Source organism: uncultured Amaricoccus sp. (assembly GCF_937891315.1).
Classification (GTDB): domain Bacteria; phylum Pseudomonadota; class Alphaproteobacteria; order Rhodobacterales; family Rhodobacteraceae; genus Amaricoccus.
In genome coordinates, this window is record NZ_CALAGI010000088.1 from 21,082 (window position 1) to 35,671 (window position 14,590).

General features: G+C 68.4%; 14 protein-coding genes. 2 read left to right on the top strand and 12 right to left on the bottom strand.

Annotated elements, in window-relative coordinates:
* Entirely contained in the window at positions 1–816 is an 816-nt protein-coding gene (locus Q0480_RS07990) for a WecB/TagA/CpsF family glycosyltransferase (protein WP_299131897.1), read from the top strand.
* A gap of 367 nt (positions 817–1,183) precedes the next feature.
* Here the strand turns inward: Q0480_RS07990 and Q0480_RS07995 are convergent, their stop codons facing one another.
* The 5 genes from Q0480_RS07995 to Q0480_RS08015 all read right to left on the bottom strand — a co-directional run bounded on the left by Q0480_RS07995 (position 1,184) and on the right by Q0480_RS08015 (position 7,349).
* Complete coding sequence (locus Q0480_RS07995) at positions 1,184–2,785, bottom strand: hypothetical protein (RefSeq protein ID WP_299131898.1); 1,602 nt, start codon at positions 2,783–2,785, stop codon at positions 1,184–1,186.
* Between the two features lie 106 nt (positions 2,786–2,891).
* The gene (locus Q0480_RS08000) at positions 2,892–4,397 is read right to left on the bottom strand and encodes an AMP-binding protein (protein ID WP_299131899.1); all 1,506 of its coding nucleotides are present in this window, start codon (positions 4,395–4,397) and stop codon (positions 2,892–2,894) included.
* Positions 4,394–5,440: an agmatinase gene (gene speB / locus Q0480_RS08005; RefSeq protein ID WP_299131900.1), complete on the bottom strand. Its 1,047-nt coding sequence runs from the start codon at positions 5,438–5,440 to the stop codon at positions 4,394–4,396. The genes Q0480_RS08000 and speB overlap by 4 nt, the downstream gene beginning before the upstream one ends.
* A gap of 55 nt (positions 5,441–5,495) precedes the next feature.
* The gene (locus tag Q0480_RS08010; protein WP_299131901.1) at positions 5,496–6,479 is read right to left on the bottom strand and encodes an ABC transporter substrate-binding protein; all 984 of its coding nucleotides are present in this window, start codon (positions 6,477–6,479) and stop codon (positions 5,496–5,498) included.
* Positions 6,480–6,506: 27 nt separating this feature from the next.
* Complete coding sequence (locus tag Q0480_RS08015) at positions 6,507–7,349, bottom strand: ABC transporter permease (protein ID WP_299131902.1); 843 nt, start codon at positions 7,347–7,349, stop codon at positions 6,507–6,509.
* A 104-nt stretch (positions 7,350–7,453) separates the two neighbouring features.
* Here Q0480_RS08015 and Q0480_RS08020 point away from each other — a divergent pair, with 104 nt between their 5' ends.
* Entirely contained in the window at positions 7,454–8,602 is a 1,149-nt protein-coding gene (locus tag Q0480_RS08020; RefSeq protein ID WP_299131903.1) for a crosslink repair DNA glycosylase YcaQ family protein, read from the top strand.
* Positions 8,603–8,622: 20 nt separating this feature from the next.
* Here Q0480_RS08020 and Q0480_RS08025 read toward each other — a convergent pair whose 3' ends face one another.
* The 7 genes from Q0480_RS08025 to Q0480_RS08055 all read right to left on the bottom strand — a co-directional run.
* A complete protein-coding gene (locus Q0480_RS08025; RefSeq protein ID WP_299131904.1) occupies positions 8,623–9,507 on the bottom strand; it encodes an ABC transporter permease in 885 nt (294 codons plus the stop codon).
* Position 9,508: 1 nt separating this feature from the next.
* Complete coding sequence (locus tag Q0480_RS08030; RefSeq protein WP_299131905.1) at positions 9,509–10,294, bottom strand: ABC transporter ATP-binding protein; 786 nt, start codon at positions 10,292–10,294, stop codon at positions 9,509–9,511.
* Positions 10,287–10,796, bottom strand: coding sequence for a hypothetical protein (locus Q0480_RS08035; RefSeq protein WP_299131906.1), 510 nt, complete (start codon positions 10,794–10,796; stop codon positions 10,287–10,289). The genes Q0480_RS08030 and Q0480_RS08035 overlap by 8 nt, the downstream gene beginning before the upstream one ends.
* Before the next feature lie 2 nt (positions 10,797–10,798).
* The gene (hydA, locus tag Q0480_RS08040) at positions 10,799–12,250 is read right to left on the bottom strand and encodes a dihydropyrimidinase (protein WP_299131907.1); all 1,452 of its coding nucleotides are present in this window, start codon (positions 12,248–12,250) and stop codon (positions 10,799–10,801) included.
* Between the two features lie 9 nt (positions 12,251–12,259).
* Positions 12,260–12,577 (bottom strand): hypothetical protein, encoded by a 318-nt coding sequence (locus tag Q0480_RS08045; protein ID WP_299131908.1) that lies wholly within the window; start codon positions 12,575–12,577, stop codon positions 12,260–12,262.
* 28 nt (positions 12,578–12,605) lie between these two features.
* Positions 12,606–13,856, bottom strand: coding sequence for a Zn-dependent hydrolase (locus Q0480_RS08050; RefSeq protein WP_299131909.1), 1,251 nt, complete (start codon positions 13,854–13,856; stop codon positions 12,606–12,608).
* 30 nt (positions 13,857–13,886) lie between these two features.
* The coding region (locus tag Q0480_RS08055) for an aminotransferase class III-fold pyridoxal phosphate-dependent enzyme (protein WP_299131910.1) at positions 13,887–14,590 on the bottom strand (704 nt) is incomplete at its 5' end.

A 14,590-nucleotide genomic window follows, 5' to 3' on the forward strand; every position in this document is an offset into this window, starting at 1 on the left:
ATGGTTAACGCGTTCGCGCTCCGCGTGGGGGGCGCTGTTATTTCTGTCAACAAATCCGATAGACCGGCGCTTCTCGTTGATGTTCGTCAGCGGCTCCGAGACGGGGTCGGCTTCGCGATCGCGACGCTGAACCTCGATCATCTGGTCAAGATCCGCCGGGTCGCGGCGTTCCGCGAGGCGTACCAGCGGCAGGATCTGGTGGTGGCCGACGGCCATCCGGTGGTCTGGCTGTCGCGCCTCGCGGGCAAGCCGGTATCGCTCGTCACCGGCTCGGACCTCGTCGAACCGCTGGCCGCGCTCGCCGCGCAGGAAGGCGCGCCGGTGGCACTGCTCGGTGCGACCGACGAGACCCTCGCCCGCGCGCGCGAGGCGCTTGTCGAACGCAATCCCGATCTGCGGGTCGTCGCATGCCTCGCGCCGGCCTTCGGCTTCGACCCGAACGGGACGGAGGCCGATCGCTTGATCGAGGCGCTGCGCAACTCCGGCGCACGGCTGACCTTCCTCGCCCTCGGCGCGCCGAAGCAGGAAATGTTCGCCGCGCGCTGCCGCGAGATCCTGCCGGACATGGGCTTCGCCTCGGTCGGCGCCGGCCTCGACTTCCTCGCCCAGAGCCAACGCCGCGCGCCGAGCTGGATGCGCAAGCTGGCGCTCGAATGGCTGTGGCGCATCGGCTCGAACCCGCGCCGCCTCGCCGGCCGCTACGCGCTCTGCGCCGTGGCGATGCCGCGCCTCGCTTTCTCCGCGCTCCGCCGCGCCGGCGCCGAGTCGCCGAGCGTCCAGGGCGCCCTCGCTGCCGAGACGCTGCCGGGCGGCTGACGAAGCGCACCAGCCGGCCGGTCCGACTCCAGGGCCGGCCGGCCCGCGCACCACACCGCTCACCGATTTCACTGTCTTACGACTTCAACGACGAAAAGGCCGCGTCCGCTCCCGGCGGACACGGCCTCATTTTTTTCGGAAACCGCGAGTCGGACGGCGGCCGGTCTTTGCCATGGCTTCGACCACCGGCGAAGCGATCGCGGGCCGTGGCTTCGGGAGATCCCGGCGCGACCGGCGGGAAGCCCCGCGCCCGCGGCCGAGCCTCCGGAGCCGGCGCCGATCCGACAGAGCCGGCACGTCCATTCCAGTGTCTTGATTTGGCACAACATCCTGAACACCAGACGATTCCGTCTGGTTGGATATCAACCTAATCCTTGGAAGCGAGGCCGATACTCGCGAAGAGGTCCCGGATGCCGAAGGGTTCCGGCGAGTGGCGCCTCTGGTCGATGGCGACGCTTCCCGCGATCACGGCGGCGATGATGACCGACAGAAGCGCGATCTGGACCAACCGCCGGCGTCGCCGGTCGCCGGGCGTCGGTACGAAGGGGATGGTGACCACCGGCCGCAGGTTCAGCTGCCGCTCCATCTGCGCGCTGGTGCGCAGCACCGGATGCAGGAGCTCCAGCAGGAAGACGATGCCCACCGCGAGGCCGACGCTCGCCCCGCTGCCCATGACCACCAGTTTCTTGCGGTTCGGAGCATAGGGATAGTCGGGAACGAGGGCGCGCTCCAGAATATGGAACCGCTCCGACTGCTCGCTCGCCTCGAGCTGCTGGCCGGTGCTCGCCTCGGCGCGCCGCTGAACGATGATCGCATATTGTTCCTGCAGCTCCGCCAGTTGGCGGGTCAGCGCGTTGAGGGTGATCTCGGCCTGGGGCGTGTCGCGGATCGAGTTGCCGAGCTCGAGGCGCCGCTCCGCCAGCGAGGCCTTCTGATCCTTCAGCAGCTGGATCTGCGCGTCGATCTGCGAGAGCTGACGTCGCACCGCCGTCTGCTGGGCCTGGCTCAGCGCGCTCTTCGGCGGCGTGACCGCCGCGTCCGGCTCCTTCTTCTCGGCCGGCGCCTGCTCGACGAGGGCGGCTACCGCGGCGAGTTGACTGGTCAGGCGCCGGATGTCGGGATGGTTCGGTGCCAGCACCTTGCGTTTCTGCGCGAGCTCGACCTCCAGCCGACCAAGCTCGGTCTCGGCCGGCGTCGCCACCGCGAAGTTCATGCCCACGGGCGCGTCGCCGATCAGAGTGAGATTGAGCGCGGCGCGGTTCTCCTCGAGCTGCAGCAGGCTGGCGTCGATCTCGAGATCGCGCTCCTGCGACCGGCGCAGTTCCTCGCGGCGGAATTCGAGGCTCTCGGGCAGGGCCTCGGGATTGTCGCGCTTGAAACTGGCGATCCGCACCTCGAGTTCGGAGATGGCGCCGCCCACCCGTTTGTCCTCCTGCTCGAAATAGGCGAGCGTTTCCTTCACCCGCTCGGATCGCACACTCAGGTTCTGCGCGATCGCGCTGTCGATGAACTCGTTCGCCACCGCCGCCGCCTGCTCCCGATCGCCGAGTTGCACCGTGACGGTGAAGGCGAAGACGTTCGAGGCATTGCCGAAGCTCTGGGGCGCCGAGATGCTGTTGAAATGCGTCGCGAGGCGCAAGGCGTCGACCTTGTTCGTCATCGGCATCGCCGGCGCGTCGGCGAACAGGCCGAGCTTGTCGATCATCTCCACCAGATTGTCCCGCGCCATCAGCTTCTGCTCGATGAGCTGAAGCCGCTCGGCCGTGGTCAGGTTCACCGTCGAGCGGGCAAGATTGTCCGGAATCTGCTGGCTCTCGATCAACACCTTGGCCGATGTCTCGTAGAGCGACTGCCGGCCGAGCGCGTAGTAGATTGACGCGACAATCCCGAGACCAACGACGGCGAGGATGACCACGGTGTGCCGGCGAATGGCACGGAGAAGCTCCTTGATCATCTGGATCTGATCCATGCCGACACTCCTTCGTCCCCGCTCGCCCGGGGTCCCAATGGTTTCGGCCGGCACTATGGAGCGCAGTGTGTTGCGAACTTGATAATCCGCGGACGAAAGCGGAACGTCAGCCGGCCTGGAAGACGTCCCGGAACCGCTCCCGCAGCAAATTCTTCTGGACCTTGCCCATGCTGTTGCGCGGGAGCGTCTCGACCACCGCCACATGGCGCGGCAGCTTGAAGCCGGAGAGCCGCGCGCGCAGCGCCGCCGGCACGTCGCCAGGATCGGCCGAGACCGTCAGCACCGCCACCACCGCCTCGCCGAGGTCGGGATGCGGGGCGCCGACAACCGCGCTCTCGATCACGCCGGGCAGCGCGTCGAGCGCCTCCTCCACCTCCTTGGGATAGATATTGAGCCCGCCCGAAATCACGAGGTCCTTGGCTCGCCCGACGATCGTCACATAGCCGTCGGCGCCGATGGTCGCGAGATCGCCAGTCACGAAGAAGCCGTCCGCCCGCGTCTCGGCCGCCGACTTCTCCGGCATCCGCCAATAGCCCTTGAACACGTTCGGACCGCGTACCTCCAGCACGCCGACCTCACCCGCCGGAGCAGGGGCGCCGCCGGCGTCGCAGACCCGAAGCTCGACTCCGGGCAGCGCCATGCCGACGGTGCCGGCCCGCCGTTCGCCGACCAGCGGGTTCGAGGCGCTCATCCCGGTCTCGGTCATGCCGTAGCGTTCGAGAATCCGCTGGCCGGTTCGCGCCTCGAACTCCGCGTGGGTCTGCGTCAGCAGCGGCGCCGAGCCCGAAATGAACAGCCGTGTGCCGGAGACCGCCTCCTTGGTCAGCCGCGGGCTCGCCAGCAGCCGGGTATAGAAGGTCGGCACCCCCATCAGCACCGTCGCCCGCGCCAGCCGGTCGATCACCGCCTCCGCCTCGAACCGCGGCAGCAGGATCAGCTTGCCGCCGTTCATCAGCATGAGGTTCAGCGCCACGAACAGCCCATGCGTGTGATAGAGCGGCAGCGCATGCACCAGCACATCGCCCGGCCGGAAACCCCAGAGCCAGTGCAGGGTCGCGACATTGGCCCAGAGATTGTCATGGGTCAGCATCGCCCCCTTGGAGCGCCCGGTGGTGCCGGAGGTATAGAGGATCGCCACCACGTCGCCGCCCGCCCGCTCCGTCACCTGCCGGTCGGACACGAGACCCGCGCTCTCGGCGATCAGACTGCCCGCCCCATCGGCCCCGAGCGTCAGCAGACGCGCGCCCACGACGGCGGCGAGCGGCGCCGCCGCCTCGGCCGCCGCGGGATCGCAGATCAGCGCCTTCGGCTCGGAATCGGTCAGGAAATAGTCGAGCTCGGTCGCCGTGCAGGCGGTGTTGAGCGGGAGGTAGACCGCGCCGACCTGCAGGCAGGCGAGATAGAGATAGACCGCCTCGGCCGATTTCTCGACCTGGACGGCCACCCGGTCCCCCGGCTCCACCCCCGCCCCGCGCAGCAGCGTCGCGATCCGCCCGGCGGCGGCGAGCATCGTCGCGAAGCTCACCTCCGTCCCGTCCTCGGTTTCGAGAAACACCTTGGCCCGGTCGGCGGGAAAGCCCGAGACCAGCCGTGCGAACAGGCTCGCGTTCATCTCGCCCCCCGCGCCGCCACCATCAGACTCAGGATCTCGAACAGCATCTGCGCGCCGGCATGCGCGGTATTCGCCGTCGCATCATACTGCGGCGCCACCTCGACCAGATCGCCGCCGACGATATCGAGCCCGTTCAACCCGCGCAGGATCGCCTGCGCCTCGCGCGTGGTCAGCCCGCCGATCTCGGGCGTGCCGGTCCCCGGCGCGAAGGCGGGATCGAGGCTGTCGATATCGAAGGATACATAAACCGGCCCGTCGCCCACCACCTCACGAGCCCGCGCGATCACCGCCGGCAGACCAAGGCGGTCGATGTCCTCGGCGTGGATCGCCGTCATGCCGCTGTCGGTGGCGAATTCGTAGAGATATTCGGACGAGCCGCGCAGGCCGATCTGGATCGTCCGCGTCGGATCGAGCACGCCGTCCAGCACCGCGTTGCGGAACGGCGCGCCGTGGTGAAAGCGCGTGCCGTCGAACGGACCGCCGGTGTCGGAATGCGCGTCGATATGCACGAGGCCGACCGGCCGGCTCCGGCCCACCGCCCGCAGGATCGGATGGGTGATCGAATGATCGCCGCCAACCGAGAGCGGTGTCACGCCCGCCGCGACCATAGCCGCGATCCAGCCCTCGATCTCGCGGTGCCCCTGCTCCAGCATGTAGCGGCTGGAGAAGGGCACGTCGCCCACGTCGGCCACCCGCAGATCATGGATCGGCGCGCAGTCGAGTACGTGGTTGTAGGGCCCGATCCGCTCGATCGAGCGCAAGGCGCGCGGCCCGAACCGCGTTCCGGAGCGGTTGGTCACCCCGAGGTCGAACGGGATGCCGGTGATCGCCACGTCGAGGTCGGAGAAATCCGGCGCCCCTGCCGCCATTGGCCGGTAGGGCGCGCTGAGAAAGGTCGGCACACCGACATAGGGCGCTGGCCGCGATCCCCGGCTGAAGATGCGCTCGGCGACGCGGCGATAGCGCGGGTCATGCATCTCGCCGCCCGTCTCGCCGCCGTATTTCGCCACGATCCGCGCGTGTTCTTCCTCGGTCCAGGTCATGCGCCTCTCCCCCTCGATCATGGTCCCGGCGCGGGCGCCGGGACCGCCGCGCGCCTTATTTCAAGGCAGCGTCCGAAACGGCATGGGTCCAGGCGCCCTCCGGCTGCTTGGTGATCACAGGATCGGAGCCCGCGGACAGCAGCGTCGCGACCGTGCGATCATAGTCGGCGGGATCGAGCGCGCCGTCCGAGCCGGCGGTCAGCTTCGCCACCTCGCCCATCATCCGCACCTGATGCGTTTCGGTCTGGGCGCCGGTTTCGTCATTCTCCAGCACGATCGCCGCGGCGTCCGCCGGGTTTTGCTCGGCCCATTTCCAGCCCTTCATGCTGGCCCTGACAAATTTCGCCATGGTCTCGACGAAGGCCGGATCCTTCAGCTTGTCCTCGAGCACATAAAGCCCGTCCTCCAGCGTCGCGACGCCTTCGTCCTGATACTTGAAGACGGTGAGATCCTCAGGCTTCAGCCCGGCGTCGATCACCTGCCAATATTCATTGTAGGTCATTGTCGAGATGCAGGCCGCCTGTTTCTGCAACAGCGGATCGACGTTGAACCCCTGCTTCAGCACCGTCACCCCGTCGGCGCCGCCGGTCGTCGGGATCCCGAGCTTCGACATCCAGCTCAGGAACGGATATTCGTTGCCGAAGAACCAGACGCCGAGCGTATGGCCGGGGAAGTCCGCGGTCTTGGTCACGCCCGAATCGTTCCGGCAGGTGAGTTCCATGCCCGACGACTTGAACGGTTGCGCGATATTGACGAGCGGCAGCCCGGCCTCGCGCGCGGCGAGCGCGGCGGGCATCCATTCCACGATCACGTCGGCGCCACCACCCGCGACCACCTGCGGCGGGGCGATATCGGGGCCGCCCGGCTTGATCGTCACATTCAGGCCCTCTTCCTCGTAGAAGCCCTTGTCCTTCGCCACGTAATAGCCGGCGAACTGGGACTGGGTGACCCATTTCAGCTGCAGCGTCACGTCCTCGGCGCGCGCCGCTCCACCGAGAAGCATCGCCGCCGCCGAGACAGCCGTGAACCAATTGCGCATTCGTTCCACTCCTTGTTGAACCTTGCCTCAAGCCCGCTGGGTTGGGTGCCAGAACGTCGCCGACCGCTCGATCAATGCCACGACCCCGTAGAAGGCCGAGCCCACGGCGGCGGCGACGGCGATCTCCGCCCAGACCATGTCGAGCGCCAGCCGCCCGACCTCCGTCGAAATGCGAAAGCCCATGCCACGCGTTGGCGAGCCGAAGAACTCCGCCACGATGGCGCCGATCAAAGCCAATGTCGTGCAGATTTTCAAGCCATTAAAGAGAAACGGCGCAGCGGATGGCAATCTCAGGTTGAACAGCACTTGCCATTCGCTCGCTGCGTAGGTGCGCATCAGGTCGCGCTGCATCGGATCGGCGGCGGCGAGTCCGAGCACGGTATTGACCAGCATCGGGAAGAACACCATCAGCACCACGACCGCCGCCTTGGACTGCCAGTCGAAGCCGAACCACATCACCATGATCGGCGCCATGCCGACGATCGGCAGGGCCGCGACGAAGTTGCCCACCGGCAGCAGTCCCCGGCGCAGGAACGGCACGCGGTCGACAAGCACGCCGGTCAGGAAGGCCGCGCCGCAGCCGATGACATAGCCGCTGAGCGCGCCCTTGAAGAAGGTCTGGACCACGTCCTCGCGCAGGACCGAGCCGCTGGTCGCGATCCGCGCCGCGATTCCCGAGGGCGCGGGAAGCAGCACCGGGCTGACGTTCAGGCCGCGCACGATCAGTTCCCAGAAGACGAGCAGCGTCACGCCGAAGACCAGCGGCGGCAACAATCGCGCGGCGCCGCGCCGGTTTCCGCGCGCCAGCCGCGTATTCAGCCACCAACCGCCCAGCCAGACGGCGATCGCGCCGGCGACGGCCACGTTCATCGCCCGCCCCCGCGTCGCAAAACCCCGGCGAGGTTGCGGACCACCGCCCCGGCGATGCTATGAAGGCGGGCCATGGACCCAGGCATGAACCGAGGATCGTCCCCATGCCCCGCGCCGTTCCGACCCTGAGGCTGACGCTCGCCGAGGCGCGCCGCCACTGGCTGCGCGCCCAGCGCCTCGACACCGCGGCGCCGTTCGGCGCAGGCGCGGCGGCGACGCGCGCGGCGGTCGAACATCTCGGCTATGTGCAGATCGACACGATCAACGTCATCGAGCGCTCGCACCACCATATCCTCTGGAGCCGGATCCCGGACTATTCCCGCGCCGACCTCGCCCAGGCGCTCGGCACCGACAAGTCGGTCTTCGAATACTGGGCGCACGCGCTCGCCTATATCCCGACGCGCGACCTCCGCTTCTACCTCGCCGACATGAAGCGGCATCGCGAGCATCCAAACCCCTGGTTCGGCGCCGTCTCGCCCACCGATCTCCGCCGCCTGATCGCCCGCGTCCGGCGCGAGGGCGCGCTCTCGATCCGGGACATCGACGACGACGTTCTGGTCGACAAGGACCACCCCTGGGCCAGCCGCAAGCCCTCCAAACGCGCCCTCGAGAGCGCCTTCTACGCCGGCCTGCTCACGGTCAGCGCACGCGCGGGCATGGTGAAGACCTACGAGCTCATGGACCGGCATTTCGGCTGGCCGCCTCGGCCCCGCCCGCCGGGCGAGGCGCGGACACTCGACCATCTTCTCGACCGGTCCCTGCGCGCCCAGGGTTTCGTCAGCCTCGATTCGATCTGCTACATGGCCGCGCCGCGCAAGAAGGCGATGGCGGCGCTGGTCGAGGCGCGTCTGCGGCGCCGGCGTCTGGTGCCGGTCGAGATCGAAGGCCTGGCAAAGCCCGCGCACTGGACGACACCGGAAGCCGCGGTCGCGGCGCCGGAGCCGACGGAGATCGTGCATCTTCTCTCGCCCTTCGATCCGCTGGTGATCCAGCGCAAGCGGTTCCACCTCGTCTTCGGCCATGACCACCGGTTCGAGGCCTATGTGCCGAAGGAAAAGCGTGTGCTCGGCTATTTCGCCCTGCCCGTGCTCGTCGGTGACCGCGTCGCCGCCGCGATCGACGTCAAGGCCGACCGCGCCGCCCGCGCGCTCCTCATCCAGCAATGGACCTGGCTCGACGGTCCGGCCGATGGCGACAAGGCGCGGATCGAGGAGGCGCTCGGCCGGTTCGAGGCCTTCCAGTTCGGCGCCTGACCCGCCCCCGCCTGACCCGTTCATGGCCGCGCGCCCATCGCCCGCGCGGTGATCCGCTCGGCGAGGTCGATCACGGCGACGAGCCCCGCCGCGAGAAGCGCCGCCATCAGGAGCGCCGACCAGATCTGCACCGTCTGGCCGTAGTAGCTGCCCGACAGCATCCGCGCGCCGAGGCCCGCCACCGCGCCGGTCGGCATCTCGCCGATGATCGCCCCCACCAAGGCCGCCGCCACCGCCACCTTGAGCGACGCGAAGAGATAGGGCACCGCCGCCGGCCAGCGCAGCCGCCAGAACAGCTGCGCCCGGCTGGCATTCCAGGTGCTCATCTGGTCGAGCAGCACCCGGTCGGGACAGCGGAAGCCCTTCACCATGCCCACCGCCACCGGAAAGAACGACAGATACATCGAGATCAGCGCCTTCGGCAGCAGGCCGGAGACCCCGACCGAATTCAGCACCACGATGATCATCGGCGCGATGGCGAGAATCGGGATGGTCTGGCTGGCGATCACCCAGGGCATGACGCTCGCATCCATCGTGCGGTCATGCACGATCCCGACGGCCAGCAGGATCCCGAGCGCCGCGCCGAGGCCGAAGCCGAGCAGCGTCGCCGACAGCGTGATCCAGGCGTGATAGATCAGGCTGCGCTTGGAGGTCGGCGCCACCTCGATCGTGCTTTTCCAGAGTTCCGCCACCACCTGATCCGGCGCCGGCAGCCGCGGCCGCTCCTGCGTCAGGGTCGCCGCGACCAGCGCCGCGGGTCCGAGCGCCACCCCGTCCCGCGCCGCCTGATCCCTTGCCCAAGGTGCGTTGAGCACCACCGCCAACCCGTACCACAGCGCGACGATCGCACAGACCACCACCAGAACCGGCAGGGTGGCCCCCGACCCCGTCCGGGCCGGCGCCACGCTAGACATCCTCGCCGATCCCGGCCCGCAGGCCGTCCCGCACCCGCGCGGCGATCTCCAGAAACGCCGCGCTCTCGCGGATATGCAGCGGCCGCTCGCGCGGCAGCGGGCTTTCGATCACATCGGTCACCCGCCCCGGCCGCGGGCTCATCACCACGATCCGCGTCGAGAGATAGACCGCCTCCGGGATCGAATGGGTAACGAAGGCGATGGTCTTGCCGGTCCGCGCCCAGAGCGCCAGCAGTTCCTCGTTCAGCCGGTCGCGCACGATCTCGTCCAGCGCGCCGAAGGGTTCGTCCATCAGCAGGATGTCGGCGTCGAAGGCCAGCGCCCGCGCGATGCTCGCCCGTTGCTGCATGCCGCCCGACAGCTGCCAGGGGTATTTCTTCTCGAACCCGACCAGTTCCACCAGTTCGAGAACCCGCCGGCACCGCGCTTCGCGCTCAGCCTTCGGAAAGCCCATGATCTCCAGCGGCAGCGTGACGTTGTGCCCGATGGTCCGCCACGGAAACAGCCCCGCCGCCTGAAAGACATAGCCATAGGCCCGCGCCCGCCGCGCCGCCGCCGGGCTCATGCCATTGACGGTCATCACCCCCTCGGTCGGCGATTCGAGATCGGCGGCGATCCGCAGGAACGTCGTCTTGCCGCAGCCCGACGGCCCGATGAAGCTGACGAAATCCCCGCGCCCGATCGCGAGATCCACGCCCTTCAGCGCATGCACCGGCCCGTCGGCGGTCTGGAAGGTCAGCCCGAGCCCCTTCGCCTCGATCACCGGCGCCTCAGGCAACGGACGCCCCGACCGGCCCGAAGAACAGTTGCGCCATCCGTTCGCGCCCGATGACGCCGATCAACTCGCCGAAGGCGGTGTAGACCAGAAACAAGGCGGCGAGCCAAAGCTGGATCATCGCGAAATGCGCCCAGCTGAAGTCGGCCAGCACGAACTCCACGCCCGACCCCAGCCGCCGGTTCGCCAGCCAGCCGTGCACCCCATGCTCCAGCAGGCGGATCACCGTCGAGAGCGCGGAATAGAGCAGCGTCTTGGTCAGCACGTTCCACATCAGCGGCCGCGCGGGGTAGCGGTTGAAGAAGCCGCGATTATCCGCCACCAGCACCGCCTTGCCGCAGACCAGCGCCGAAAGGCTCGCGCTGGCAAAGCCGAAGCTCGCCCCCGAACCCGAAAGCCAGGCCGTCAGCGCCAGCAGGTTGAAGGCGACGAGAAAGAACAGCGTCGGCGGCAGCAACCCGCGCAGTTCGGACAACAGAAAGTCGCCGAGGCCTCGACCGGCCACGTTCAGACCCCGCTCGCCGGGATCCCCGTCCGCGTCACGGGGCGCGGCGCCGTCAGCGCCTTCCAGGTGGAGAGCGCCTTCGCCACCGGCGTGGCCGGCGGCCGCGCGACGAACTCGCCATGCCCCTCGGCCGGCTTCAGCGCCCCGTCGCCCAGCATCACCCGGCCCCGGCTCAGCACAAAGCGCGGCAGGCCGCGCACGGTCTTGCCTTCGAAGACATTGTAGTCAATCGCCGATTGCTGCGTCGCGGCCGAGATCACCTTCTCCTTCCTCGGATCCAGCACCACCAGATCGGCGTCCGCCCCGACCAGCACCGCGCCCTTCTTCGGATAGCAGTTCAGGATCTTCGCGATATTGGTGGAGGTCACCGCCACGAACTCGTTCGGCGTGATCCGCCCGGTCTCGACGCCGTAGGTCCAGAGCATCGGCAGCCGGTCCTCCAGCCCGCCGGTCCCGTTCGGGATCCTGGTGAAATCTCCCACTCCGAACCGCTTCTGCGCCGTGGTGAAGGCGCAATGGTCCGTCGCCACGCAGGACAGCGTCCCGCTCGCCAACCCGGCCCAGAGGCCGTCCTGATGCCGCTTGTCCCGGAACGGCGGCGACATCACGCGCCGCGCCGCGTGGTCCCAGTCCGGGTTGGCATATTCGCTCTCGTCCAGCGTCAGGTGCTGGATCAGCGGCTCGCCCCAGACCCGCTTGCCCAGCATCTTCGCCCGCCGGATCGCCTCGTGCGCATCCTCGCAGGAGACATGCACGACATAGAGCGGCACCCCGGCCATATCCGCGATCATGATCGCCCGGTTGGTCGCCTCGCCCTCCACCTGCGGCGGGCGGCTGTAGGCATGCGCCTCCGGCCCGGTATTGCCCTCGGCCATCAGTCGCGCCTGCAACTCCGCCACCACGTCGCCGTTCTCGGCATGGACCAGCGGAATGGCCCCAAGCTCCGCGCAGCGCCGGAACGACGCGAACATCTCGTCGTCATTCACCATCAGCGCGCCCTTGTAGGCCATGAAATGCTTGAAGGTGTTGATGCCCCGCTCGGCCACCAGCTTCATCTCGTCGAACACCTGCTCGCTCCACCAGGTCACCGCCATGTGGAACGAATAGTCGCAATGCGCCCGGGCGGTCTTGTTGTCCCACATCTTCAGCGCGTCGAGCAGCGACTGGCCGGGCGAGGGCAGCGCGAAATCCACCACCATCGTCGTCCCCCCCGCCAGCGCCGCCCGCGTGCCGCTGTCGAAATCGTCCGCCGAATAGGTGCCCATGAACGGCATTTCCAGGTGGGTATGCGGGTCGATCCCCCCCGGCATCACATAGGCGCCAGTGGCGTCGAGCACCGTGTCGCCGGTGAGCCCGGGACCGATCGCGGTGATCCGGCCACCCTCGATCTCGACGTCGGCCTCATAGGTCAGATCCGCGGTGACGATGGTGCCGCCCTTGATGATGATGCTCATTGCCCTCTCCTACTCCGCCGCCGCCAGCCCCGCCCGCAGCGCGTCGATTTCCGCGCGCGGCGCCGAAAGCCCGGCGCGCAGGCCCTCCGTCACGATACGCATCGCGAGGCCGAGGTCCATCGTGACCGCCGCCTGCCGCGCCCCGAGCGAACAGCTCAGCGCCCCGTCCGCGATCTCGCGTCCATAGACATGCAGATGCGCCGTGGCGGGCGCGTCATAGAACACCAGAACCTCGGCGCCCGCCGGCGCGCCGAAATCGGCCGCGAAGCCGAAGAGCCGCTGCGTCGCGGCGCCCACCGAGATCTCCAGACGCCCGAAGTCGGTCATCGCCCCGAACCCCGGGCGGAGGCGGACCTCACTCCACCACCCCCGCCGTCTCCAGCACAGCGTGAAACAGCACGTTGGCCGCCTTCTCCGCCCAGTCGGGTGTGATCTCCTCGGCCTCGTTGTGGCTGAGGCCATCCACGCAGGGACACATGACCATCGTCGCCGGCGCCACCCTGGCGGCCCAGCAGGCGTCATGCCCGGCGCCCGAGATCAGATCGCGGTGCGAATAGCCGAGCCGCTCCGCCGCGCCGCGCACGCGGGCCACCAGCTCCGGCGCGAAGGTGACGGGATCGAAATGCCCCACCGCCTCCACCGCGCAGCCGACGCCGAGACCCGCGCAGATCGCCGCCGCCTCGGCCTCGATCCTCGCCCGCATCCGGTCGAGTTTCGCAAGCTCGGGCGAGCGGATATCCACGGTGAAGACCACCGTCCCCGGCAGCACGTTGCGCGAGTTGGGCGCGAATTTCACCTGGCCGACGCCGCCCACGGCCCCCGGCTGTTCGCCCATCGCCACCGCCTGGACCATCTCGAAGATCCGCGCCATGGCGAGACCCGCGTTCACCCGCATCTCCATCGGCGTCGAGCCGGTATGCGCCTCCTTGCCGGTCAGGGTGAATTCCAGCCACCACAGGCCCTGACAATGGGTGACGACGCCGATCTCGCGACCCTCGGCCTCGAGGATCGGTCCCTGTTCGATATGCAGCTCGAAATAGGCGTGCATCTTGCGCGCGCCAACCGGCTCGTCGCCCTTCCAGCCGATCCGCTCCAGCTCGTCGCCGAAGCGCATGCCGTCGAGATCGGTCCGCGCAAACGCATAGTCGAGCGTATGCACCCCGGCGAACACTCCGCTCGCCAGCATCGCCGGCGCGAACCGCGCGCCCTCCTCGTTGGTCCAGTTGGTGACGACGATCGGATGCCGGGTGCGGATCCCGAGGTCGTTCATCGACCGCACGGCCTCCAGCGCGCCGAGCACGCCGAGCACCCCGTCGTACCTTCCCCCCGTCGGCTGGGTGTCGAGATGGCTGCCCATATAGACCGGCGCCGCGTCCGGGTCTTCCCCCGCCCGCGTCGCGAACATGGTGCCGATCTGGTCGACGCCCATTGTCATGCCGGCCGCCTCGCACCAGCCTTGGAACAAAGCCCGCCCCTCGGCATCGGCGTCGGTCAGCGTCTGGCGGTTGTTGCCTCCCGCCACGCCGGGCCCGATCTCCGCCATCGCCATCAGCGAGTCCCAGAGTCTCGCGCCGTCAATCCTGAGGTTCTCGCCGGGTACGCTCATGTTGCTTCCAGAAGGTTGGGACGGAATGGACTAGGCAAGCTTGGTCAGCACGCTCCGCAGCTTGCCGATCAGCTCGTCGATCTGTTCCTCGCTGATGATCAGCGGCGGCGACATGGCGATGATGTCGCCGGTGGTGCGGATCAGGATCCCGGCCTCGTAGGCGTCGAGGAAAGCCTTGAAGGCCCGCGCCGTCGGCTGACCGGGGATCGGTTCCAGTTCGACCGCGCCGATCAGGCCCTCGTTCCGGATGTCGATCACATGGCGACAGTCGCGCAACGAATGCAGCGCCTCCTGCCAGTAGGGGGCGAGTTCCGCCGCGCGCTCGAACAGGCCTTCCTCGCGATAGGTCTCGAGGGTCGCCAGCCCGGCGGCGGCGGCGATCGGATTGCCTGAATAGGTATAGCCGTGGAAGAGCTCGATCAGATGCTCGGGTCCGGTCATGAAGGCGTCGTGGATCGCGCCCGCGGTCAATACGCCGCCCATCGGGATGACGCCGTTGGTCAGCCCCTTGGCGCAGGTGATCATGTCCGGCAGGATCTCGTACTTGTCGGCGGCGAAACCCGCGCCGATCCGTCCGAAGCCGGTGATCACCTCGTCGAAGATCAGCAGGATGCCGTGCTTCGCAGTGATCTCGCGCAGCCGCTTCAGATAGCCCTTGGGCGGCACCAGCACGCCGGTCGAGCCGGCCACCGGCTCGACGATCACCGCGGCGATGGTCGAGGCGTCGTGCAGCG